General features: G+C 73.0%; 23 protein-coding genes. 15 read left to right on the forward strand and 8 right to left on the reverse strand.

Translation table 11 applies throughout. The features are described from left to right. The 4 genes from ABD223_RS02580 (at nucleotide 1) to murQ (ending at nucleotide 4,843) form a co-directional block, all read left to right on the forward strand. Nucleotides 1–1,245 carry an exo-beta-N-acetylmuramidase NamZ family protein gene (locus tag ABD223_RS02580; RefSeq protein WP_380646283.1) on the forward strand — a complete coding sequence of 415 codons (1,245 nt, stop codon included), beginning with the start codon at nucleotides 1–3 and terminating at the stop codon, nucleotides 1,243–1,245. An 11-nt stretch (nucleotides 1,246–1,256) separates the two neighbouring features. Further along, complete coding sequence (locus tag ABD223_RS02585; RefSeq protein ID WP_344034178.1) at nucleotides 1,257–2,903, forward strand: serine hydrolase domain-containing protein; 1,647 nt, start codon at nucleotides 1,257–1,259, stop codon at nucleotides 2,901–2,903. A 78-nt stretch (nucleotides 2,904–2,981) separates the two neighbouring features. Then, complete coding sequence (locus tag ABD223_RS02590) at nucleotides 2,982–3,911, forward strand: MurR/RpiR family transcriptional regulator (RefSeq protein ID WP_344034179.1); 930 nt, start codon at nucleotides 2,982–2,984, stop codon at nucleotides 3,909–3,911. Then, on the forward strand, nucleotides 3,908–4,843 hold the full coding sequence (gene murQ, locus ABD223_RS02595; protein WP_344034180.1) for an N-acetylmuramic acid 6-phosphate etherase: 936 nt from the start codon (nucleotides 3,908–3,910) through the stop codon (nucleotides 4,841–4,843). Before ABD223_RS02590 ends, murQ begins: the two co-directional genes overlap by 4 nt. On the opposite strand, the gene ABD223_RS02600 is transcribed toward murQ, so the two are convergent. Next, on the reverse strand, nucleotides 4,812–5,261 hold the full coding sequence (locus tag ABD223_RS02600) for an Lrp/AsnC family transcriptional regulator (protein ID WP_344034181.1): 450 nt from the start codon (nucleotides 5,259–5,261) through the stop codon (nucleotides 4,812–4,814). The genes murQ and ABD223_RS02600 overlap by 32 nt on opposite strands. A 107-nt stretch (nucleotides 5,262–5,368) precedes the next feature. On the opposite strand from ABD223_RS02600, the gene ABD223_RS02605 reads away from it, so the two are divergent. Both ABD223_RS02605 and kynU read left to right on the forward strand, forming a co-directional pair. After that, nucleotides 5,369–6,184, forward strand: coding sequence for a tryptophan 2,3-dioxygenase (locus tag ABD223_RS02605; protein WP_344034182.1), 816 nt, complete (start codon nucleotides 5,369–5,371; stop codon nucleotides 6,182–6,184). After that, nucleotides 6,181–7,302 (forward strand): kynureninase, encoded by a 1,122-nt coding sequence (gene kynU / locus ABD223_RS02610; protein WP_344034183.1) that lies wholly within the window; start codon nucleotides 6,181–6,183, stop codon nucleotides 7,300–7,302. The genes ABD223_RS02605 and kynU overlap by 4 nt, the downstream gene beginning before the upstream one ends. 46 nt (nucleotides 7,303–7,348) lie before the next feature. On the opposite strand, the gene ABD223_RS02615 is transcribed toward kynU, so the two are convergent. Next, nucleotides 7,349–8,074, reverse strand: a complete 726-nt coding sequence (locus ABD223_RS02615; RefSeq protein ID WP_344034185.1) for a Fic family protein — start codon at nucleotides 8,072–8,074, stop codon at nucleotides 7,349–7,351. 91 nt (nucleotides 8,075–8,165) lie between these two features. On the opposite strand from ABD223_RS02615, the gene ABD223_RS02620 reads away from it, so the two are divergent. The 4 genes from ABD223_RS02620 to ABD223_RS02635 all read left to right on the forward strand — a co-directional run bounded on the left by ABD223_RS02620 (nucleotide 8,166) and on the right by ABD223_RS02635 (nucleotide 12,520). Next, complete coding sequence (locus ABD223_RS02620; protein ID WP_344034186.1) at nucleotides 8,166–8,735, forward strand: GNAT family N-acetyltransferase; 570 nt, start codon at nucleotides 8,166–8,168, stop codon at nucleotides 8,733–8,735. A gap of 202 nt (nucleotides 8,736–8,937) precedes the next feature. After that, entirely contained in the window at nucleotides 8,938–10,914 is a 1,977-nt protein-coding gene (gene acs / locus ABD223_RS02625) for an acetate--CoA ligase (RefSeq protein ID WP_344034187.1), read from the forward strand. Between the two features lie 203 nt (nucleotides 10,915–11,117). After that, on the forward strand, nucleotides 11,118–11,588 hold the full coding sequence (locus tag ABD223_RS02630) for a phage holin family protein (protein ID WP_344034188.1): 471 nt from the start codon (nucleotides 11,118–11,120) through the stop codon (nucleotides 11,586–11,588). A 5-nt stretch (nucleotides 11,589–11,593) separates the two neighbouring features. Continuing rightward, entirely contained in the window at nucleotides 11,594–12,520 is a 927-nt protein-coding gene (locus ABD223_RS02635; RefSeq protein WP_344034189.1) for an alpha/beta fold hydrolase, read from the forward strand. A gap of 1 nt (nucleotide 12,521) precedes the next feature. Here ABD223_RS02635 and ABD223_RS02640 read toward each other — a convergent pair whose 3' ends face one another. Genes ABD223_RS02640 through nth form a run of 4 tightly spaced genes read right to left on the reverse strand, consistent with a single transcriptional unit; the run spans nucleotide 12,522 to nucleotide 15,734 of the window. Further along, the gene (locus ABD223_RS02640) at nucleotides 12,522–13,709 is read right to left on the reverse strand and encodes a MarP family serine protease (protein ID WP_344034190.1); all 1,188 of its coding nucleotides are present in this window, start codon (nucleotides 13,707–13,709) and stop codon (nucleotides 12,522–12,524) included. Next, on the reverse strand, nucleotides 13,706–14,338 hold the full coding sequence (locus ABD223_RS02645) for an NUDIX hydrolase (RefSeq protein ID WP_344034721.1): 633 nt from the start codon (nucleotides 14,336–14,338) through the stop codon (nucleotides 13,706–13,708). Before ABD223_RS02645 ends, ABD223_RS02640 begins: the two co-directional genes overlap by 4 nt. A gap of 35 nt (nucleotides 14,339–14,373) precedes the next feature. Then, the gene (locus ABD223_RS02650; RefSeq protein ID WP_344034191.1) at nucleotides 14,374–14,970 is read right to left on the reverse strand and encodes a TlpA family protein disulfide reductase; all 597 of its coding nucleotides are present in this window, start codon (nucleotides 14,968–14,970) and stop codon (nucleotides 14,374–14,376) included. After that, complete coding sequence (gene nth, locus ABD223_RS02655; RefSeq protein ID WP_344034193.1) at nucleotides 14,967–15,734, reverse strand: endonuclease III; 768 nt, start codon at nucleotides 15,732–15,734, stop codon at nucleotides 14,967–14,969. Before nth ends, ABD223_RS02650 begins: the two co-directional genes overlap by 4 nt. 205 nt (nucleotides 15,735–15,939) lie before the next feature. On the opposite strand from nth, the gene ABD223_RS02660 reads away from it, so the two are divergent. The 4 genes from ABD223_RS02660 (at nucleotide 15,940) to ABD223_RS02675 (ending at nucleotide 19,658) form a co-directional block, all read left to right on the forward strand. Next, a complete protein-coding gene (locus ABD223_RS02660; protein WP_344034194.1) occupies nucleotides 15,940–16,191 on the forward strand; it encodes a hypothetical protein in 252 nt (83 codons plus the stop codon). 206 nt (nucleotides 16,192–16,397) lie between these two features. Next, nucleotides 16,398–17,072 carry a Crp/Fnr family transcriptional regulator gene (locus tag ABD223_RS02665; RefSeq protein WP_015097742.1) on the forward strand — a complete coding sequence of 225 codons (675 nt, stop codon included), beginning with the start codon at nucleotides 16,398–16,400 and terminating at the stop codon, nucleotides 17,070–17,072. Nucleotides 17,073–17,517: 445 nt separating this feature from the next. Then, the gene (locus ABD223_RS02670) at nucleotides 17,518–18,759 is read left to right on the forward strand and encodes an MFS transporter (RefSeq protein ID WP_344034195.1); all 1,242 of its coding nucleotides are present in this window, start codon (nucleotides 17,518–17,520) and stop codon (nucleotides 18,757–18,759) included. Between the two features lie 350 nt (nucleotides 18,760–19,109). After that, nucleotides 19,110–19,658: a hypothetical protein gene (locus ABD223_RS02675; RefSeq protein ID WP_344034196.1), complete on the forward strand. Its 549-nt coding sequence runs from the start codon at nucleotides 19,110–19,112 to the stop codon at nucleotides 19,656–19,658. 363 nt (nucleotides 19,659–20,021) lie between these two features. Here ABD223_RS02675 and ABD223_RS02680 read toward each other — a convergent pair whose 3' ends face one another. Together ABD223_RS02680 and ABD223_RS02685 are read right to left on the reverse strand one after the other, a co-directional pair. Beyond that, nucleotides 20,022–20,783, reverse strand: coding sequence for an MBL fold metallo-hydrolase (locus tag ABD223_RS02680; protein WP_344034722.1), 762 nt, complete (start codon nucleotides 20,781–20,783; stop codon nucleotides 20,022–20,024). A 218-nt stretch (nucleotides 20,784–21,001) separates the two neighbouring features. Continuing rightward, nucleotides 21,002–21,766, reverse strand: a complete 765-nt coding sequence (locus ABD223_RS02685) for an NUDIX hydrolase (RefSeq protein ID WP_344034723.1) — start codon at nucleotides 21,764–21,766, stop codon at nucleotides 21,002–21,004. A 69-nt stretch (nucleotides 21,767–21,835) separates the two neighbouring features. On the opposite strand from ABD223_RS02685, the gene ABD223_RS02690 reads away from it, so the two are divergent. Then, nucleotides 21,836–22,234, forward strand: coding sequence for a hypothetical protein (locus tag ABD223_RS02690; RefSeq protein WP_344034197.1), 399 nt, complete (start codon nucleotides 21,836–21,838; stop codon nucleotides 22,232–22,234). The last annotated feature ends 21 nt before the right edge of the window (nucleotides 22,235–22,255 follow it).

The following is a 22,255-nucleotide window of genomic DNA, read 5'->3' on the forward strand; positions in this document are numbered from 1 at the left end:
GTGGACCGCAGGCACTTCCTCGCGGCAGGGGCGGGCGCGCTCGCCGTGCCCGCGCTCGGGGCTCCCGCCGGGGGCCGCGGGCCGCGCCGCCCGCACCGGGTCGAGACCGGCGCGGAGCTGCTGGCCGCGCGCGGCTGGGAGCGGTTCGCCGGGCGCAGGGTCGGCGTGGTCACCAACCCGACCGGCGTGCTCCGCGACCACGGCCACGTCGTCGACTCCATGGTCGCCGCCGGCCGCCCGCCCGTGGCCGCGTTCGGCCCGGAGCACGGCTTCCGCGGCACGGCCCAGGCCGGCGGCTCGGAGGGCGACTACTTGGACCCGCGCACCGGCGTCCCGGTCTACGACGCGTACGGCGCGAACGCCACCAAGCTCGCCGCCATGTTCACCAAGGCGGGCGTCGACGCGGTCGTGTTCGACATCGCGGACGTGGGCGCGCGCTTCTACACCTACATCTGGACCATGTACACGGCCATGCAGGCCGCCGCGGCCACCCGCGCCGAGTTCGTCGTGCTCGACCGGCCCAACCCGGTCGGCGGCACGGCCCGCGGACCCCAGCTCGACCCCGCGCACGCCACGGGCGTCGGCCGCAAACCGGTGGTCCAGCAGCACGGCATGACCGTCGGCGAGCTGGCGCTGCTGTTCAACGACGAGTTCCTGCCCGACGACGGCGGCCGCGTCGAGCGCCTCGACGTCGTGGAGGTGCGGGGCTGGCGCCGCGACGACCTGGACACCGGCGTCCCGTGGGTCGCCCCGAGCCCGAACATGCCCACGCGCGACACCGCGCTGGTCTACCCGGGCACGTGCCTGTTCGAGGGCCTGCTGTTCTCCGAGGGCCGCGGCACGACGCGCCCGTTCGAGACCATCGGCGCGCCGGGCCTGGACTGGCGGTGGGCCGAGGACCTGAACGCGCTGGGCCTGCCCGGCGTCCGGTTCCGCGAGGCCCACTTCACGCCGACCTTCCACAAGTTCGCCAACCAGCTGTGCGGCGGGGTGGCCCTGCACCTCACCGACGCGAGCCGGTTCGACGCGCCGCGCACCGCCGTCGCCATGATCGTCGCGGCCAGGCGCCGCTACCCCGACCGGTTCGCCTGGCGGCCGGACAACTGGATCGACAAGCTCAGCGGCTCCGACCGGCTGCGCCGCATGGTCGACGCGGGCGCGGGCGCCGACGAGGTGGTCGGGGCCTGGCAGGACGAGCTGGCCGCGTTCGAGCGCACCCGACGGCCCCACCTGCGCTACCGGTAGATGGAGGAGCGATGCGCGTACCCGCCCTGCTGATCGCCACCACCCTGCTGACCGGCGTGCCCGCGCACGCCGGCACCGGCCGCGAGGCCCGGTTCGACCGGCCGCACGAGGGCTGGTCGAACAGCGTGCTGCGAACGGGTACCCCGGAGCGCGTGGGACTCGACCCGGCGCCGCTGGACGACGCGTTGGCGCAGGTGGAGCGCTACACGCGGGCCGACGCGAGCGGCCACCCGCTGTTCTCCGGCGCCGTCACGCTGTACGCGCACGAGGGCGCGGTGGTCACCCACGAGCCGACGGGGTGGGCGGTCCGCTACGCCGACGCGGCCACCGAGCTGCCCGAGGACCAGCGGGTGCCGATGACCCGCGACACGATCTTCGACCTCGCGTCGATCTCGAAGCTGTTCACCTCGATCGTGGTGATGCGGCAACACGAACGAGGGAAATTCGAGCTGGACGACCCGGTCGCGCGCCACCTGCCGGAGTTCGGCGTCAACGGCAAGGGGGACATCACCGTCCGGCAGCTGCTCACGCACACGTCGGGCCTGGTGGCGTGGCTGCCGCTGTGGTCGCGGTACCCGGACGTGCCGTCGCGGCTGAAGGCCGTGATGGACGCGACGCCGGTCAACCCGCCCGGCACGAAGTACCTGTACTCCGACCTGAACCTGATCACGCTCGGCGTGCTGGCCGAGAAGTGGTCCGGGATGGGGCTGGACGACCTGGTCCGCGAGGTCGTCACCGCGCCGCTGGGTCTGAGGGACACCGGCTACAACCCGCCCGCGAGCAAGCTCGACCGCATCGCCGCCACCGAGCACCAGGCGGGCCGGGGCGTGGTCAGGGGTGTGGTGCACGACGAGAACGCCTGGTCGCTGGGCGGCGTCGCGGGCCACGCGGGCGTGTTCTCCACGGCGCGCGAGCTGGCCGTGCTCGGCCAGGCGATCCTCAACGGCGGCCACCACGCGGGCAGGCGGATCCTGCGCGAGGAGACCGTCGAGCTGATGCTCACCGACTTCAACCAGGGCTTCCCCGGCAACTCGCACGGCCTGGGCTTCGAGCTGGACCAGCGCTGGTACATGGGCGCGCTGACCTCGCCGCGGGCCGCCGGGCACACCGGGTTCACCGGCACCACGCTGGTGCTCGACCCGCTGTCCCGGTCGATCGCGATCCTGCTGACGAACCGCGTGCACCCCACCCGCGACTGGGGCTCGATCAACCCGGCGCGGCGCGTGGTGGCCGACGGGTTGGCGCGGGCGATGGCCGTGGCGCCGCGGCGCGGCACCGCGTGGGCGCCGGAGGTCGACGGCGCCGTGCTGAGCACCCGCGACCTCTCGCGGCAGGCCGGTGAGCAGCGGTTGTCGTTCTCCGCGTTCGTCGACCTCGACCCCGGCGACCGGGTTGTCGTGGAGGCGACTAACGACGGGGCCGCTTGGCGCGATGTCCAGGTGTTGGCCGGTTACGGGCAGCGGCGGTGGCAGCGGGTCGAGGTGGTGGCCGAGGCGGCGCTGCGTTACCGCTGGCGCTACGTCCGGGGCACGGGCTACCACGGCCGCGGCGTCTACGTGGACGCCGTGCGCATCACCGACCGACACGGAGTGTTGCTCGACGCGGAACGCGAACCCCATGGACTTCACTCCACTGGGTGGCGAGTTGCGGACCGCTAGTCACCCAAGGTCACGGTTTGGGGTGTTATAGGCCCACTCTCCGTTGACCACTCCTTGAACGGTTAGTAAGTTTCCCACGTGTCCACCGAGAGCACCGCCGAGTCCAGCCCCTTGGTGACCATCCGCTCCCTGCTGCCGGGCCTGGCCCGCGCGGAGCAGCGGGTCGCCAAGGTGGTGCTGGAGAACCCGGCGACCGTCGCCCACCGCAGCATCACCGAGGTCGCCGAGGCCGCGGGCACCAGCGAGACCACGGTGACCCGCTTCTGCAAGGCCATCGGCGTCGGCGGCTACCCGGAGCTGCGCATCGCGCTGGCCGCCGACACCGCCCGCACGGCCGCCCGCACGGCCGCGCGCACCGACCGGGACCTCGGTGGCGACATAGGGCCGGGCGACGACCTGCGGCAGGTCGTGGGCAAGGTGGCGTTCGCCGACGCGCGGGCCGTCGAGGAGACCGCCGAGCAGCTGAACGTCGAGACGCTCCAGGCGGTCGTCCACGCGGTCGCCGGCGCCCGGCGGGTCGACGTGTACGGCTTCGGGGCCAGCGCGTTCGTCGCTTTCGACCTCCAGCAAAAACTTCACCGGATCGGGCGAACATGTTTCGCCTGGAACGACACGCACATCGCGCTCACCTCCGCCGCCGTGCTGACCGGCGACGACGTCGCGGTCGGCATCTCGCACACCGGCTCCACCTCGGAGACGGTGGAGGCGCTGCGGGTCGCCCGCGACCACGGCGCGACCACCGTGGCGCTGACCAACTTCCCGCGCTCGCCGATCAGCGAGGCCTCCGACCACGTGCTGACCACGGCCGCGCGCGAGACCACGTTCCGCTCCGGCGCCATGGCCAGCCGGATCGCGCAGCTCACCGTGATCGACTGCCTCTTCATCGGCGTCGCGCAGCTGCACGTGGACAGCGCCAAGACCGCCCTGGAGGCCACCTACGACGCGGTCTCGGGGCACCGGCTGGGCGCCCGGCCGGACGGCAGGCGGCGTCGGGAGCCGGGTAAATGACGCCGCCCCGGGAGGACGTCGCGGTCCGCGTGGACTCGCCGACCGAGGCCCGCAACCCCAGGACCGGCGACCTCGACCGGCTCTCCACCCTGGAGGTGCTGCGGCTGATCAACACCGAGGACCACCTGGTCCCGGACGCCGTGGCGGCCGTGCTGCCCGAGCTGGCGCGGGCCGCCGACCTGGCCGTGGGCGCGCTGCGCGCGGGCGGGCGGGTGCACTACGTGGGCGCGGGCACGTCCGGCAGGCTCGCCACCCTCGACGCGGCCGAGCTGGTGCCGACGTTCAACGCGCCGCCGGACTGGTTCCTCGCCCACCACGCGGGCGGCCGCGAGGCCCTGGTGCACGCCGTCGAGGACGTGGAGGACCAGGCCGCCAGCGGCGCGGCCGAGATCCGGCGGCACGCCTCGCCCGGCGACGTCGTGCTGGGCGTGACCGCGTCCGGCCGCACCCCGTTCGTGCTGGCGGCGCTGGCCGAGGCCCGGCTGCTGGGCGCCCGGACGGTGCTGGTGTCGAACAACCCGACCGCGCCCGCGCCGGTCGACGTGGACGTGCTGATCGCGGTCGACACCGGTCCCGAGGCGATCGCGGGCTCCACCCGGATGAAGGCGGGCAGCTCGCAGAAGCTGGTGCTGACCTCGTTCTCCACCGCGGTGATGGTCCGCCTGGGGCGCACCTACTCGAACCTGATGGTGTCCATGCGGGCCACCAACGCCAAGCTGCGCGGCCGCACCGTGCGCATCCTGCGCGAGGCGACCGGGCTGCCGGAGCACGAGTGCACCGCCGCGCTGGCCGACGCGGGCGGCGACCTGAAGGTGGCCCTGGTGCACCTGCTGTCCGGCGTGCCCGCGGCCAGGGCCGCCGAGGCGCTGGAGAGCACCCAGGGGCACGTCCGGCAGGCGCTCACCCTGCTGTCACCGGGCGCCACGGGATAGGCGTCGACAGCACCATCGCGCTGGACGTCTCGCCGTAGCCGCCCAGCCGCACGAGCAACCGCTCCAGCTCGCTGACCGAGGTGGTCACCACCTTGACCACCGAGCAGATGTCCCCGGTCAGCCGCACCACCTCGACCACCTCGGGGCAGTCGTCCAGCAGCTCCGGGTGCACCGTGATGCACCTCGGGCCGTAGCACTTCATCCGCACCAGGGCGACCACCGAGCGGCCGACCGCGGTCGGGTCGACCGCCGCCCGGTAGCCGGTGATGACGCCCGCGTTCTCCAACCGCCGCACGCGCTGCGCGACCGTGGGCGGCGAGACGTGCACCCGTCGGGACAGCTCGTTGTACGACAGGCGCGCGTCCTCCTGGAGGGCCTCCAGCAGGGCCCAGTCCACGCGATCCAGCTCGATGCTCACGAATGAAAAGCTACCGACCCCACGGCTTCACGGACGCGAGAAGATGGGTGCCGGACAACGTGCGTCGCCCCTTCAACTCACCCGATCGCGCGCCCATCATTGAGGTCATGACTTGTCCCGTCTCACCCAAGCTCGACTTCGGCGGCACGACCCCCTACGAGGACTACGTGCACGCCTCCGTGCTGCACGACCTCCAGCGGCAGTGGTCCGACGACCCGCGTGAGATGTCGTTCCTGGTGATCACCCAGGTCATGGAGCTGTACTTCGGCCTGCTGTGCTTCGAGTGGCGGCAGGCGCAGAAGGAGCTGCGGGTCGACGACGTGCGCGCCGCCGTGCGCACCCTGCGCCGCAGCGAGCTGCACATGCAGGCGCTGAACGCGGCGTGGCGGCCGATCGCGCGGATGACCCCGGCGGAGTTCAACTCGTTCCGCGACGCCCTGGGCGAGGGCTCCGGCTTCCAGTCCGGCCGCTACCGCGAGGTCGAGTTCCTGCTCGGCGAGAAGTCCCGGTCGATGCTGGTGCCGCACCGGGCCGTGCCCGCGCAGCACGACGCGCTGGAGGCGCTGCTGCACGAGCCGAGCCTGTACGACGACGTGCTCGCCGCGCTCCAGCGGCAGGGCCTGGCCATCCCCGACGAGGTGCTGAAGCGGGACCTCAGCCAGGCGTACGAGCCGAACGCCGCCGTGGAGGAGGTGTGGGCCGGCGTCTACCGCGGCGGTTCCGGCGACCTGCTAGAACTGGGCGAGGCGCTGACCGACGTCGCCGAGGAGTTCGCCCGCTGGCGCTACGACCACCTGCTGGCCACGCGGCGCTCCATGGGCGCCAAGGCCGGCACCGGTGGTTCGGCGGGGGTCGCGTGGCTGGAGAAGCGCACGCGGCGCTCGGTGTTCCCGGAGCTGTGGACCGCGAGGAGCTACGTGTGATCGACCCGTTGGCGCACGTCCGCGACCTGTTCGACCTGGACGACGACGTCGTCTACCTCGACGGCAACTCGTTGGGCGCGCCGCCGAGGAACGTGGCCGCGCGGGTGGACCGGGTGGTGCGGGAGCAGTGGGGCAGGCGGCTCATCCGGTCCTGGTCCGAGGGCTGGTGGGAGGCGCCGGAGCGGGTCGGCAACCGGATCGGGCGGCTGGTCGGCGCCGGGCCCGGTCAGGTCGTGGTCGCCGACTCGACCAGCGTGAACCTGTTCAAGGCGCTCATGGCGGCGGTGCGCAACACCGACCGGTCGGAGATCGTGGTGGACGCCGGGACGTTCCCGACCGACGGGTACGTGGCGCGGTCGGTGGCCGAGCTGACCGGGTTGGCGCTGCGGCCCGCGCCGCCGGAGGAGCTGGACCTGCGCGACACCACGGCGGTCGTGCTGCTCAACCACGTCGACTACCGCACCGGGCGGCTGCTGGACATGGCGGCGTTGACCGAGCAGGCGCACGCGGTGGGCGCGAAGGTCGTGTGGGACCTGTGCCACAGCGCGGGCGTGCTGCCGATCGAGCTGGACGCGCTGGGCGTGGACCTCGCGGTCGGCTGCACGTACAAGTTCCTCAACGGCGGGCCGGGGTCGCCGGCGTTCATCTACGTGCCGAAGCACGGGCAGGCCGCGTTCGAGCAGCCGCTGACCGGGTGGACCGGGCACGAGGTGCCGTTCGCGATGGACCCGGAGTACCGGCCCGACCCCGGCGTGTCCCGGGCGCGGGTCGGCACCCCGGACATCATCTCGATGCTCGCCCTGGACGCGGCCCTGGACGTGTGGGACCAGGTGGACCTGCGCGACGTGCGGGCCAAGGGCCTGGCCCTGACCGCCCACTTCCGCGCCCTGGTCGAGGACCTGCCCGGCATCGAGGTGATCACCCCGGCCGACGAGTGGCGGGGCCACCAGGTGTCCCTCCGCCACCCCGACGCCCAGCGCTTGGTGGACCGGCTGGTCGAGCGCCAGGTCATCGGCGACCACCGGCCGCCCGACGTGCTCCGCTTCGGCTTCGCCCCGCTCTACAACACCTTCGACGAGGCCGAACGAGCCGCCGCGACCCTGAAAGAACTCCTCTGACCGCGCGAGTCGTACGTTCAGGTCGACCGTGTCGTACGACTCGCGGTCAGGTGGTGGCGGCGTCGGCGATGCCGCGGGCTTCCCGGGCGCCGGCTTCCAGGGTTCGGCAGTGGAAGAGGAGCCACTGGCGGACGCCCTCGGGGTCGCCGGTGGAGAAGGCGTGCAGGGCGGCGGCGTAGTCGTCGCGGCGGCGCAGGCACATGACCTCGGGGACGCCCAGGGACTTGGGGTCGAGGCCCGTCGCGATGGCGGTCAGGCGGGCGGCGGCGCGGGCGACCACGCCGTTGGTCGTGGCGAAGGGCGACAGCGACATCAGTTCGCCGTGGACGACGGCCACGACGAGCGGGCCGGGGACCGACGTGCCGCCGGTGACCAGGCGGGCCAGCAGGTCCAGGCGCTCGGAGACGCCCGGCACGAGGCGGGGCCGGCCCGGGTCGGGGTCCAGGTCGGCCGCGGCCAGCACGTGCAGCCGGGCCAGGGCCTGGAGGGGCGCCCGCTGCCACGTCGGCAGGAGCACGCCCAGGGCCTCGGCCACGCGCAGCGAGCCGGCCAGCACCGGGTCGGTCACGGCGCCGTCGGCCGGGATCTCCACGGGGCCGCCGTCGATGGCCGCCGACGCGCGGGCGGCCCGGACCGACGCCTCGGCCGCGGTGGTCGCCCAGCCGCGCAGGTTCACGCGGTGCCGGTGCACCTGGAACACGGCTTCGCGCGCCGAGTCGACGGCCTCGGGCACACCGGGCAGGTCCAGCAGCGGGGCGAGCGGGTCGGTCACGCCACCGAACACTACCCGCCGGTAAGTGGAATGCCGAACGTCCCTGGGATTGGCCATTACAGGTAGCCACTTCCGGTATTAGCGTCCAGGTATGACCTGGTACGACCGTCCCGTGCTCACCGGCCCCCACGTCCGCCTGGAACCCCTCGGGCCCCACCACGCGGAGGGCCTGCACGAGGCCGGCAAGGACCCGGACACCTGGACGTGGCTGAGCACGCCGCAGCCGAAGGACCTGGACGACACCCGCGCCTACGTCGAGCGCGCCCTGGCCGACCCCGACCGCCTCCCCTGGGCCCAGGTCGACCCGCGCACGGGCGAGGTCGCGGGCACCACCTCCTACTACGAGATCGACCCGCGGCACCGGGGCCTCTACATCGGCCACACCTGGATCGGCACGCGCTGGCAGCGCACCGCGCTGAACACCAACGCCAAGCTCCTGCTGCTCCGGCGCGCGTTCGAGGACCTCGGCGCGCACCGCGTCGGCTGGCACACCGACCTGCGCAACGAGCGCTCCCAGCGCGCCATCGAGCGCCTGGGCGCGACCCGCGAGGGCGTCCTGCGCGTGCACCGGGTCCGCCCGGATGGGACGTTGCGCGACACCGTGGTCTACTCGATGACCGCCGACGAGTGGCCGCTGCTCAAGGAGCGCCTCGCCGCGTGACCAGGCTCACGCCACGTGCCGTTGGTCGCAACTTACGTGTCATTCGGCGGGAACACTGTGGTCAGGGGCCTCGAAGCGGGTTACACAGTTACCCACGCGTTTTGGAACCCGCCGAAATTGGTCTGAACCTTTTGGGTGCGCAGTGAGCTGGATCGCACTACGGTCGGTGCGCACCCCACGGATTCAGGAGGTACGCCCCGCCATGACAGAGCCGCACGCCGCCCTGGACAACCTGTTGACGGAGAACAGGACGTTCCCGCCCAGCGAGGAGTTCGCCGCGCAGGCCAACGCCACCGCCGAGCTGTACGACACGGCGAACGCCGACCGCGAGGCGTTCTGGGCGGAGCAGGCCGAGCGGCTCTCCTGGGACACGAAGTGGAATCAGGTCCTCGACTGGTCGAACGCCCCGTTCGCCAAGTGGTTCGTCGGCGGCAAGCTCAACGTCGCCTACAACTGCGTCGACCGGCACGTCGAGTCCGGCCACGGCGACCAGGTCGCCATCCACTGGGAGGGCGAGCCCGGCGACAGCCGCGCCATCACCTACGCCGACCTCCAGCGCGAGGTCTCCAAGGCCGCCAACGCGCTCACCGAGCTGGGCGTCGGCGCCGAGGACCGGGTCGCCATCTACATGCCGATGGTCCCCGAGGCCATCTTCTCCATGCTCGCCTGCGCCCGCCTCGGCGCGCTGCACAGCGTGGTGTTCGGCGGCTTCTCCGCCGAGGCGCTGCGCACCCGCATCGAGGACTCCCGGGCCAAGCTGGTGATCACCACCGACGGCCAGTACCGGCGCGGCACCCCGGCGCCGCTCAAGCCCGCCGTCGACGAGGCCGTGTCCAAGGCCGGGAGCGTCGAGCACGTGCTCGTGGTCAAGCGCACGGACAGCGACGTCGAGTGGACCGAGGGCCGCGACGTGTGGTGGCACGACGTGGTGGACCGCCAGTCGGACCAGCACACCCCCGAGGCGTTCGACTCCGAGCACCCGCTGTTCATCCTCTACACGTCGGGCACCACGGGCAAGCCGAAGGGCATCCTGCACACCTCCGGCGGCTTCCTGACCCAGACCTCGTACACGCACCACAACGTGTTCGACCTCAAGCCGGACACCGACGTCTACTGGTGCACCGCCGACATCGGCTGGGTCACCGGGCACAGCTACATCGTCTACGGCCCGCTGTCCAACCGCGTCACGCAGGTCGTCTACGAGGGCACCCCGAACACCCCGCACGAGGGCCGGCACTGGGAGATCGTCCAGAAGTACGGCGTCACGATCTACTACACCGCGCCCACGCTGATCCGCACCTTCATGAAGTGGGGCGCGGACATCCCGGCCAAGCACGACCTGTCCAGCCTGCGCGTGCTCGGCAGCGTCGGCGAGCCGATCAACCCCGAGGCGTGGATCTGGTACCGGGAGAACGTCGGCGGCGGCCGGACGCCGATCGTCGACACCTGGTGGCAGACCGAGACCGGCGCGATCATGATCTCCCCGCTGCCCGGCGCGACGTCCGCCAAGCCCGGCTCGGCGCAGCGCCCGCTGCCCGGCGTCTCGGCGAAGGTCGTCGACGACCAGGGCAACGAGGTCGGCAAGGGCGGTGGCGGCTACCTGGTGCTCGACGAGCCGTGGCCGTCGATGCTGCGCGGCATCTGGGGCGACGAGGAGCGCTACCGCGACACCTACTGGTCCCGGTTCAGCGAGCAGGGCTTCTACTTCGCGGGCGACGGCGCGAAGTACGACGCGGACGGCGACATCTGGCTGCTCGGCCGGGTGGACGACGTGATGAACGTGTCCGGGCACCGCATCTCCACCACCGAGGTCGAGTCCGCGCTGGTCTCGCACCCGACGGTGGCCGAGGCGGCGGTCGTCGGCGCGTCCGACGCGACCACCGGCCAGGGCATCGTGGCGTTCGTGATCCTGCGCGGCGGCGTGGCCGAGGGCTCCGACGGCGCGGAGGCGATCAAGGCGCTGCGCGACCACGTGGCCAAGGAGATCGGCCCGATCGCCAAGCCGCGGCAGATCATGGTCGTGCCGGAGCTGCCGAAGACCCGCTCGGGCAAGATCATGCGCCGCCTGCTGCGCGACGTGGCGGAGAACCGCCAGGTCGGCGACGTCACCACGCTCGCCGACTCGTCCGTCATGGACCTCATCTCCAGCGGCCTGAAGTCGGGCGCGTCGGAGGACTGAGCACGTCGCGAAAGGGGCGCCTCCCGGACGGGAGGCGCCCCTTTCGCGCGTCGAGGTGGTTCGCGCGTGGGCGATCCCGGCGGTCTCGCTGCTCCCCCCCGGTCCTGTCGGCCCGCCGCTGCCGCGCGCACCGGCGCGCCGACGCGGCGGGGTGATCTGCCGGTCGAGCGGCCTCGACCGCCCGTGCATGGCACGATGGCGCGGTGACCAGCGCTCGGGAGAACACCAACGGCAGCGGGCTGCCACCTGTCCCGTCGATCCCGCTGACCGCGGAGAGCCCGGCGACGATCGCCGGCGAGACCTCCATCGGCGGTCTCGTGCGCGACGCGACCGCGCACCTGTCCACCCTGGTCAGGGCCGAGGTCGAACTCGCCAAGTCCGAGGTCGCGGGTGAGATCAAGAAGGGCGTGAAGGGCAGCGTCTACTTCATCGTCGCGCTGACGGTGCTGCTGTTCAGCTCGTTCTTCTTCTTCTTCTTCGGCGCGGAGCTGCTGGACGTGTGGCTGCCCCGGTGGGCGGCGTTCCTGATCGTGTTCGGGCTGATGCTGGTGGTCGCGGGCGGGTTCGCGTTCCTCGGGGTCCGCAAGGTGCGGAAGCTGCGCGCGCCGCAGCGGACCATCGACTCGGCCAGGGACGCGGTCGCCGCCATCCGGCACCGCGGCGAGAGCCGCTGACGGCCGTGCGGCCGCCGCCAGACCCGTCGACCTCGCGGGTGCCCGGCCCGTGGGCGCACCGGGACGTGTCCGCGAACGGCATCCGCCTGCACGTGGCGGAGATGGGCGACGGACCGCTGGTGCTGCTGCTGCACGGGTTCCCCGAGTTCTGGTGGACGTGGCGGCACCAGCTGCCCGCGCTGGCCGAGGCGGGGTACCGGGCCGTGGCCGTGGACCTGCGCGGCTACGGCGACTCGGACAAGCCGCCGCGCGGCTACGACGGGTTCACCCTCGCCGGCGACGTCGCCGGGCTGGTCAAGGCCCTCGGCGCGACGCGGGCGCACCTGGTCGGGCACGCGTGGGGCGGCATGCTCGCCTGGACGGTCGGCGCGATGCACCCCCGCCTGGTGTCCTCGGTGACCGCGCTGGCCGCGCCGCACCCGCTGGCCCTGCGCCGCGCGATCCGCCGCCACCCCCGCCGCCAGGGCCGGGCCAGCTCGCACGTGTTCCGCTTCCAGCTGCCGCTCCTGCCCGAGCGCCGGCTGACCAAGGACCGCGCCGCCGCGGTCGGCGGCCTGTTCACCGCCTGGTCGGGTCCGAAGTGGACGGTGTCGTCGGAGTTCGACGAGGTGGTCCGGCGCAACCGCGAGGCGGCCCTGGTGCCGGGTGTCGCGCACTGCGCCCTGGAGTACTACCGCTGGGCCGTGCGCTCGCAGCTGCGCAGCGACGGCCGCCGCTTCGCCGAGGCCATCGACCGCCGCCTGGAGGTGCCGGTGCTCCAGGTGCACGGCGCGCTCGACCCGGTGGTGCTGGAGTCGACGGCGACCGCGTCGGGCCAGTGGGCGGGACCGAACTCGGCCCTGCACGTGCTGCCCGAGGTGGGGCACTTCCCGCACCAGGAGTCGCCGAACACCGCGACGAAGCTGATCAGCGAGTTCCTGGGCGGGTTCTAGGTCACGAGGCGCAGGTCTGCGTCGACGCCCGCCGCACCAGCGCGGGCGCGTCCTCGACCTCGTCCGCGACCTCCTGCGCGGTCAGCACGAACCCGGTCTCCTGGTCGTCCACCGCGGCGCCGAACACCACGCCCATCACCCGTCCCCGAGGGTCGACCAGGGGCCCGCCGGAGTTGCCGCTGCGCACCTTCGCCCGCACCGTGTACACGTCCCGCGTCACGGTCTGCGCGTCGTAGATGTCCGGTCCGCGCAGCACCGGGATCCGCTCCCGCACCCGCGCCTCCGACGCCGTGTACGGGCCGTCCAGCGGGTAGCCGAGCACGATCCCGTCCTCGCCCGGCTCGATCTCGTCCGTGCGGAACTCCAGCGGCGCGGCGTCGAAGTCCGGCACGGCCAGGATCGCCACGTCGGTCTGCGCGTCGTAGTGCACGACCGTCGCGTCGAAGCGACCCAGCCCGACCTCGATCGACACGTCGGTGGTGCCCGCGACGACGTGCGCGTTCGTCATCACCCGCTCCCGCGCGATGACGAAACCGGTGCCCTCCAGCGCCCGCGAGCACGCCGGCGCGCGGCCGCGCACCTTCACCACGCTGGGCCGCAGCCGCTGCACCACCGGGTCGCTGATCAGCGCCGGGTCGGGCGGCTCGACGTCGCGCAGCGGGGTGCGGTCGAACGGGTTGACCGCCGCCGGGAAACCCGACACGTCGAACAGGTTCCGCAGGTCGTCGGCCAGCTCCCGGGCCGCCTGCGGCATGGCCTCGTCCACCGTGGACAGCATCACCGACTGGTTCAGGCCCTTGGACAGGCCCGGCATCCCCGCGACCATGGTCAGCGGCAGGGCGATCATCCACGCCACCACGAACACCACCGAGGCCTGCACGATCGCGCCCAGCGCGCTGTCCACGCCGCGCAGCGGGCTGGAGTCGACCCGGGACTTGAACGTCCGGCCCACGTAGACGCCCAGCGTCTCGCCCAGGGCCACCAGCAGCACCACGACGCCGACCGCGAAGACGACCTTGGTCACCACGTTCTCGAACTCGGCCACCACCAGCGGGGCGAGCTGGGTGCCCAGGACCAGGCCGATGAGCACGCCGGCGAACGCGGGCAGCGCGACGACCACGCCCTGCCGGGCGCCGGAGAGCGCGGCGAAGGCGGCGAGCGCCAGCACGAGCAGGTCGACCCAGTTCACGGCACCTCCGTCGCGCGCAGGGCGAGGTCGAGGTCGCGCACGTCCGCGGCGTTCCACGGCCGTTCCCACCCGCCCAGCGCCAGCAGGCCGTTCAGCAGCCCGGCGGTGAAACCCCACACCAGCATGCCGGGTGCGGAGAACGCGGGCCCGACGTAGCCGGACGAGTGGCGCACCCGGAACCGGTTGGCCGGGTCGGCGAGGTGCGAGATCGGCACCCGCGCCACCGCGGCCGTCTCCGCCGGGTCGACCGGCGCCACCGGCGACGGCTCGGTCCAGTGCGCCAGCACCGGCGTGACCACGAAGTTGGACACCGGCACGTGCAGCTCGGGGAGCGTCGCGACGGGCCGCACGCCCTCGCGCAGCACGCCGGTCTCCTCGAACGCCTCGCGCAGCGCGGTGTCCACCGGGCCGTCGTCGGTCGGGTCGGCCGCGCCGCCGGGGAAGGCGACCTGGCCGGGGTGCGAGCCGAGGGTGTCGGCGCGGCGCAGCAGCAGCACGTCGGGACCGTCGCGCCCCTCGCCGAACAGCATGAGCACGGCGGCCGGGCGGCCCGTGCCCGGCGGTGGCGGCGCGATGCGGGTGAACGCGCGGGCGTCGATCTCGGCGGTGGCCTTGACCAGGCCGGCCATCCACTCCGGGACGTCGCCCGGTTCGACCAGGGCGGTCACCCGACCACCTCGCGCACCTGCTCCACCGACTCGAACACGAGCGGTTCCGCCACCTCGGTCAGCGAGCCGTCCTCGCCCACGACGTAGCTCACCGGGAGCCTGGGCGGCACGCGGAGGGCGCGCCGCGCCGCGTCGGCCGGGTCGTGGACCGCCGGCAGGCGCACGCCCAGCTTGGCCAGCAGTTCCAGACCGTCACCCTCCTTGCTCGCCACGAGCACCGCCAGGACCTGCGCCGCGCCCGGCTCGCGCGAGTACGCGTCGAGCACCTTCAGCTCCTCTTGACAGGGAACGCACCACGTGGCCCAGAAGTTCACCAGCGCCCGACCGGGCAGGGCCGCGGCCAGGTCGACCGGCGCGCCGTCGCCGAGGCAGGTCGCGGTGAGCCCCCGCAGCCCGGCGGGACCGCCCGGGGTCCCGCCCGGCCCGCCGGCGCACGGCGGCAGCCCGGCCCGCTCGCGCAGCGGGCCCAGGTCGGGCGCCGACCGGGACGGCGGGCCGGCGCCCACCGGGTCCGACCCCCTCGGCCACAGCGCGACCACGCCCGCCACCACCAGCACCAGGACGACGACCGCCCACCGCGCTCGGGCGCTCACGCCAACTTCTCCCCCGCCCGGACTCGCTCGGCCAGCGCGATCAGGTGCGGCGCCTCCTCGCCCTTGACCAGCTTCTCCGCCTTGACCGGGTCGACCTGGCCGACGCCGAAGGACGGGCACTGCGGCGCCAGCAGGCACGCGCCGCAGGCGGGCGTGCGGGCGTGGCACACGCGCCGGCCGTGGAAGATCGTGCGGTGCGAGAGCAGGGTCCACTCCTTGCGCTCGACCAGCTCGCCGACCTCGCGCTCGACCTTGACCGGGTCCTCCTCGGTGGTCCAGCCCCAGCGGCGGGTCAGCCTGCCGAAGTGCGTGTCGACGGTGATGCCGGGCACGCCGAACGCGTCGCCGAGCACCACGTTCGCGGTCTTGCGGCCCACACCGGGCAGCGTGACCAGGTCATCCAGCCTGCCGGGCACCTCGCCGCCGAACCGCTCCACCAGCGCGGCGCCCAGTCCCACCAGGGAGGTCGCCTTGTTGCGGTAGAAGCCGGTGGGGCGGATGAGCTCCTCCAGCTCGGTCCGGTCGGCCGAGGCGAAGTCCTGGGCCGTGCGGTAGCGGCGGAACAGCATGGGCGTGACCTGGTTCACCCGGACGTCCGTGGTCTGCGCGGAGAGCACCACGGCGACGAGCAGCTCCAACGAGGTGGTGAAGTCCAGTTCGCAGTGCGCGTCGGGGTAGCCGACGGCCAGGACCCGTGTCATCCGGCGTGCCCGGCGGACCAGCCCCAACCTCGTCTCCGGCTGCTTCACCGCGCTCTTGGCCATGCCCGAACACTACTGCGTGGACCGCGTCACCTCGCGTGGTGGCGCATCGCTCGGTGGGGGCGTTTGCCGGCTCACGATCGCGGGGAACAGCAACCGCGAGCAACCAGCATCCCGCCACGGACGTCCCCTGTAAGAACGCACGACGACACGCCGGAGTGACCCCCCTCATGCGCGCTCAACCGGATGCGCAAGGATCGGAGCCATCATGACTGCCTGGTTCGTCATCGCCGTTCCGATCGTGATCATGTTCTTCGCGCTCTTCATGGAGCGCGTCGAAGCCCGTCTCCGGCACGTCGCGGTGCAGGAGGACGAGGTCGAGGAGTTCCTGGAGTCGGCGCGCCCCGACGAGGTCAGGGCGCTCTACGGGCACGGCATCGGCCGCGCGCTGGAGCTGTTCCGGCTGCGCCGGCTCGGCGGCCGCGCCAGGAACCTGCGTCAGCGACGCGTGCGCCGCTAACGCCGGACCGGACCAACAACGGCGAGGCCCTCGGGGTCACCCCCGGCGGGCCTCGTCGCGCTGTCTCGAGCGCTCTGGGCGGCGCGCCGGAAGGCGATCCCCACCACAGCGCTTAGACTGCTCTCAGTGATCGGCGGCAAGGCGCTGCTCCGCCAGAAGGCGGAACGCGCTCGACCATGCCGCCGTGTCTCGACAGGAGGGACGAGGTGGACGAGACCCTGGCCCGCGCGGGCATCTTCCAGGGGGTTGAACCGGCTGCAGCGGAGGCACTGGCGCAGACGCTGGAGTCCGTTGAATTCCCGCGTGGCCACGTGATCTTCGCGGAAGGCGAGCCGGGCGACCGGCTCTACATCATCCAGTCCGGGAAGGTGAAGATCGGCCGGAAGTCGCCCGACGGCCGGGAGAACCTGTTGGGGATCTTCGGCCCGTCCGACATGTTCGGCGAGCTGTCGATCTTCGACCCGGGCCCCCGCACGTCCACCGCCACCACGGTGACGGAGGTCCGCGCGGTCAGCATGGACCGGCCGGCGCTGCGGCAGTGGATCACCAACCGGCCGGAGATCGCCGAGCAGCTGCTGCGGGCCCTGGCCCGGAGGCTGCGCCGGACGAACTCCATGCTGGCCGACCTGATCTTCACCGACGTGCCGGGTCGCGTGGCCAAGGCGCTGTTGCAGCTCGCGCAGCGCTTCGGCAGCCAGGAGGCCGGGCTGCTGCGGGTCACCCACGACCTGACGCAGGAGGAGATCGCCCAGTTCGTCGGCGCCTCGCGCGAGACGGTGAACAAGGCGCTGGCCGACTTCGCCCACCGCGGTTGGCTCCGGCTGGAGGGCAAGAGCGTGCTGATCCTGGACCCGGAGCGGCTGGCCCGCCGAGCCCGGTAGAGGAGGGGCAACAGGGCCGGGCGCCGCCCCCGACGCGGCGCACCGGCCCTGTTGTTCGCGCGGCCCATCCCCCGACAGACCACGCCTCCACACCTCCGACGCCCGCAGGCCCCGACCCTTGGCGCCGGAAGGAGGTTGGGTTACCCGCTGCGACCTGGGCCGAAACGGGTGCGGAAAGGCTGTTTCGCCAACGATCGCACGAGACCCCTCCCGCAACTCAAGGGCTTTCACCCTCAGGGACACCCTGTTCAGCGGTTTCGTTGCATGTTTCACCCGGTCATCGCATCGCCGCTCCCGAACCGCACTGTCGAATCAGGCCATCAGGGTCCCCCGCGCGGGTGAGGTCGTCGACGAGATCACCAGGGAGGAACCGGCGCGCCGGCGGTGAGGAACCGCACCGGCAATTGACTGGTACGGGCGTACCACCAGCCCCATACTGGTACGCATGTCCCACTCTGCCCGCCTCTCCGACTACCGCGCCGCCCTGACCACCCCCGCCATGCGCGGCCCCGTCGCCGCGTCCCTGCTCGCCCGCCTGCCGATCGCCATGATCGGCCTCTCGCTGCTGCTCTACGTGCAGCGCGAACGCGGCTCGTTCGCCATCGCCGGACTCGTGTCCGCGGCGGCGCTGGTGGGCGTCGCGGTCGGCTCGATCGTGCAGGGCAGGCTGATGGACCGGTTCGGGCCGACGCGCCCGCTGATCGTCTCGGTGTCGCTGTTCGCGGTGGTCGTGGCGGTGGCCGTGACGGCGATCGAGGCCGGCGCGGCGCTGCCCGCGCTCGTGCCGCTGGCGTTCGCCGTCGGGGTCACCGAGCCGATGGTCGGGTCGGCGTCCCGGGCGCTGTGGGCGCACGTGGTGCCCGCCGGGCCGACGCGGCTCGCCGGCTACGCCTACGAGGCCATCAGCATGGAGGTCTTCTTCATCCTCGGCCCGGGCCTGGCGGGCCTGCTGGTCGCGGCGCCGTGGGCGGGCACCGGCGTGGTGGTCGGCGCGGCGTCGATGGTGGCCGGCGCGCTGTGGTTCGCGCTGAACCCCACCGTGCGGGGCGTGCGGCCCGAGCCGGTGCGGCGCAGCCTGCTGGGCGCCCTGGCGTCACCGGGGATGCGGACGGTCGCGCTGGCCGCGCTCGGCTTCGGCGTGACGATCGGGTTCATCGAGGTGGCCGTGCCCGCGGCCGCGACCAAGGCGGGCCACCCCGGCGTGGGCGGCCTGCTGCTGAGCCTGTGGTCGGTCAGCTCGGTGCTGTTCGGCGTGCTGTACTCGATGAGGCCGTTCCCCCGGGCGATGCACCTGCGGCTGCCCGTGCTGCTCGGCGGTTTCGGGCTGCTGTCGCTGCTGCTGGCGGTGCCGACCGGGCTGATCGGGCTCGGTGCCGCGCTGTTCGTGGTGGGCACCCTGATCACGCCGCAGTCGACCACGCACTCGACGGCGATCGAGCAGGTCGCGCCCGACGGGACGGCCACCGAGGCGTTCGGCTGGGTGGTGACGGCGGTGACGGTCGGGTTGGCGATCGGGCAGTCGGCGAGCGGGCAGCTGGTGGAGACGCACGGCACCGGCGCGGCGTTCGTGGCGGCGGCGGTGTCCGGGGTGGCGATCGCGGGCCTGGTGTGGCTGTTCCGCGGCACGGTGGCGGCCGGCGTGCCGCGGCCCAGGCGGGACGAGGTGGAGCTGGCCGCCTCCCGCTGAGGCTGTCGCTCCCCCGGTGGTCGCCCTCCCGGCCGGTTGTCCTGACGGCCGTCCGGGCAGTTGTCCACAGGTGGGCGGACGCGGCCGGCTTTTGTCGGTGGTCGGCTCTGACTTCGACGCATGGACGTGACCGCCACCACTCATGGACCTGACCCTGGGCGCCGCGGTGCGGACGCCCCCGGGTTCGCCTGCTCGTGGAGGGCTCGCGCCCGGCGACCCGCACCGGCGCCGCCCGCTCCTGCCCCCGCCCCTGCTCCTGCTGCTCGACGACGCGATCCCTGTACTCCGCGGGCGTGCGCGTGCACGGTACGGCATCTCGATTGGAACCGATCGCGACGGATCGTTATCGAATGGCATTCGCTTCGCTACCGTGGGCGCGGACAGGCGAGCCGGGCGTCCTGGCCCCGGCGGTGATCCTGGCCGAGGCGTCCAGGCAGCCCGACCGCGTCGCCCTGTCCTGGTCGGGTGGCAGCGCGAGCACCGCGCTGCCGGCCGCGCCGTTACCCGACGATCGAGTGCGCGAGTTGCTGGAGGCGGTCATCGACAGCACGGTGTTGGTGGAAGCGGACGTCCTGGCGGGCGCCGTGCGCCGAGCGGTGCCCTGCGCGGGCCCGCACGGCTCGGTGACCCTCCAGCTCCACGACGGTGAGCTGCGGGTGCGGGGCAGCGATCCACAGGCGGGAGAGTCGGAGGAGTCGGTGGAGGCCACCATCGACGGCAACCGCGTGACCAAGACGTTCCAGGCCAGGTACCTGGCGGACGCCCTGCGAGCCTTCAGCGGCCGCCGAGTGGAACTCCGCATCCAGGACGGCCTGCGCTCCACGGTCCTCACGTCACCAGCCGACGTCGACGGCATGGAGCTGACCTACCTGGTGGTCCCCCTGCGAACCAACGTCTGACCGCCGGGGCGTCGGCGAAGTTCACACGATGTGGTGATCATCGGCAAAAAATGTACGAAAACACCGTCACCAATCATCGGTTAAACCATGAGGAAGCCCCGAACCACCCCGCCCACCTCAACCACCCCCAGAGCCGCCGCCACCAGCCCGGCCCACCCACCCCGCCATCCCGACAACCCGCCCAGGCCACCCCCGACGACCTCCGGGGGGAGCCACCCCCACCACCCGACGCTCCAACCACCCGACGGCCTCACCACCCGACACTCCAACCACCTGACGCCCCGGAGAACCACCCAGACGCCTTGAGGGCCAGGCTCAGACCTTCTGCGTCTCTGCTCACCGGGAGCGCGGGCACACGACCCCTCAGAGAACAGGCGCGGTCCCGTCCGGGGACAGCCCCAGGTACTCCAGCTGCGACCTCACCGACCACTCGGCCGCGGGCCACAGCGAGCGGTCCACGTCGGCGTACACGAGTTCGACCACCTGCCTCGCGGTAGGTGCCCCGCCCAGGTGCTCGACCGCGGCCCTGACCTGGGCCAGCCGCTCCTCGCGGTGCTTGAGGTACGCCTGGGCCACCGCCACCACGTCGGGCAGTTCGGGGCCGTGGCCGGGGAGGACGGTGGTGCCCCCGGGGAGCGCGGCCAAGGTCTTCAGGGTGGCCAGGTAGTCGCCGAGCTTGCCGTCGAGGACGGTGGTGCCGCGGCCGAGGATGGTGTCGCCGGTCAGGACGGCGTCCCGGGTCAGGAACGAGATCGAGTCGTCGGTGTGGCCGGGGGTGGCCAGGGCTCGGATCTCCAGGCCTCCGGCCTCGATCACGTCGCCGTCGGACAGGGCGGCGGTGCCGAGGGAGCGGGTCACGGCGTGGACGGGGGCGTTCACCAGCTCGCCGAAGGCTCGTGCCCCTTCCGAGTGGTCTGGGTGGCCGTGGGTCAGGAGGACGGCGTCCACCGGGCCGCAGGCGGCCACCCGGTCGAGGTGGGCGCGGTCCAGGGGGCCCGGGTCGACCACGGCGCACGTCGGTGAACCGGGTGCGCGGAGGACCCAGGTGTTCGTCCCCTCCAGGGTCATCACGCCCGGGTTCTCCGCCAGCACGACCGACGCGAACGGTGTGACCTCGCGCAGCACGCCGTACTGAGGGCTGGTGGCGCTGTCCCGAGGGCCGGCAGCGCTGGGGCGGGGGTTGGTGCTGCCGGGGCGGGGGTTGGTGCTGCCGGGCCCGGAGTCGGCGGCGCTGGAGCGGGAGTCGGCGGCGCTGCTCCCAGGATTGGCAGCGCTGGAGAGGGAGTCGGCGGCGCCGTGCTCCGGGGTGCCGGCTCGGTTGGCGCGGTTGTCCTCGACGTTGCTCACGGCACGATCACCCTCAGCACCCCGCCCTCTCGCACGATCTTGGGAATGATCTTCGACACCTCGCGCGGCACGGCCAGGACCTCGGCCACCGAATTCAGTTCTGCCAGGTCGGCCAATGTCACCCAGGTGGGTGGCAGCAGGGCGCGTTGGCCGGCTTTCCAGTCCGCCAGGGCGTCGCCTGGGGCCTGCCACTCGCCGTCGGAGGCTTCGGTGGTCATGCCGTCCGCGCGTTGGCCCGTCGGCAGCACCGCGACGAAGAACCTGGTGTCGTAGCGTCGCGGTTCTTCTTCGGGGGTGACCCAGTTCGCCCACGGGCGCAGCAGGTCGGCTCGGAGGACCAGGCCCGCCGAGGTCAGGAACTGGGCCAGTGACAGTTCGCGCGCCACCAGGGCCGCTCGTGCCTCCGCGTAACCGGAGGTGTCCGCTACCACCGAATCGGGTGAGGGTCCGGCCAGGAGGACGCCGGATTCCTCGAACGTCTCGCGGACCGCCGCGCACACCAGGGCGCGGGCCAGTCGGGGCGTGCAGGCGAACTTCTCCGCCCACCACGAGGGCTGCGGTCCGGCCCAGGCCACGGTCGTGTCCGCGTCGCGCTGGTCGACGCCGCCGCCGGGGAACACCGTCATCCCGCCCGCGAACGCCATCCCGGCGACCCGCCGCAGGAGGAAGGCCTCGACGCCCGCCTCACCGTCGCGCACCAGGACCACCGTCGCGGCGTCGCGCGGCGTGACCGGTGGTCCGTCGAGCGCCTCCGGGGCCATTCCCGGCGGCAGCACCAGTTCGTCGGGTAGTTCGCGCACGACCCGAGCCTACGACGAGGATCACCTCCCGTGGACACCACGCGAAAAGGCTGCCTGCTCAACGTCCTGCTGTTCGGCTTCGGCGCGGTCCTCGGCACCGGGCTGACGGCGGTCGCGGGCGTGGTCCTGTTCCTGCCTTCCAGCACCACGATTTCCACGAACGAGGGAAGCCCGAACGTGTACGTCAAGGAGCGGTCCCGGTTGTTGGGCGGCACCGATCACGAGGTCTGGTTGGGGCGGACGGAGGATTACGGCCACGTCGTCCCCATCCCGGACGCGTGGGGCACGGCGCCCGAGGTCGTCCGGACGCCGGAGGGGGTGGAGCTGCGGTTCGGTTCCGGGGAGGCGGACGGCGGGAGCGGTGGGGGCGGGACGATCGCGGGTGGGCGGATCTTCGTGCCGGCCGAGGCTTACGTCGGCGGCCGATGAATGATCGGGTGGGGTGGCGGG

Source organism: Saccharothrix xinjiangensis (genome assembly GCF_039527585.1).
GTDB classification, from domain to species: Bacteria; Actinomycetota; Actinomycetes; order Mycobacteriales; family Pseudonocardiaceae; genus Actinosynnema; species Actinosynnema xinjiangensis.

Bases quoted from the DNA above. Each gene is read 5' to 3' on its own strand.
- murQ (WP_344034180.1), top strand. From the start codon at position 3,908: ATGACGCCGCCCCGGGAGGACGTCGCGGTCCGCGTGGACTCGCCGACC.
- ABD223_RS02660 (WP_344034194.1), top strand. From the start codon at position 15,940: ATGACTGCCTGGTTCGTCATCGCCGTTCCGATCGTGATCATGTTCTTC.
- ABD223_RS02670 (WP_344034195.1), top strand. From the start codon at position 17,518: ATGTCCCACTCTGCCCGCCTCTCCGACTACCGCGCCGCCCTGACCACC.
- nth (WP_344034193.1), bottom strand. From the start codon at position 15,734: ATGGCCAAGAGCGCGGTGAAGCAGCCGGAGACGAGGTTGGGGCTGGTC.
- acs (WP_344034187.1), top strand. From the start codon at position 8,938: ATGACAGAGCCGCACGCCGCCCTGGACAACCTGTTGACGGAGAACAGG.
- ABD223_RS02645 (WP_344034721.1), bottom strand. From the start codon at position 14,338: ATGGCCGGCCTGGTCAAGGCCACCGCCGAGATCGACGCCCGCGCGTTC.
- ABD223_RS02675 (WP_344034196.1), top strand. From the start codon at position 19,110: ATGGCATTCGCTTCGCTACCGTGGGCGCGGACAGGCGAGCCGGGCGTC.
- ABD223_RS02605 (WP_344034182.1), top strand. From the start codon at position 5,369: ATGACTTGTCCCGTCTCACCCAAGCTCGACTTCGGCGGCACGACCCCC.
- ABD223_RS02585 (WP_344034178.1), top strand. From the start codon at position 1,257: ATGCGCGTACCCGCCCTGCTGATCGCCACCACCCTGCTGACCGGCGTG.
- ABD223_RS02685 (WP_344034723.1), bottom strand. From the start codon at position 21,766: ATGGCCCCGGAGGCGCTCGACGGACCACCGGTCACGCCGCGCGACGCC.
- ABD223_RS02620 (WP_344034186.1), top strand. From the start codon at position 8,166: ATGACCTGGTACGACCGTCCCGTGCTCACCGGCCCCCACGTCCGCCTG.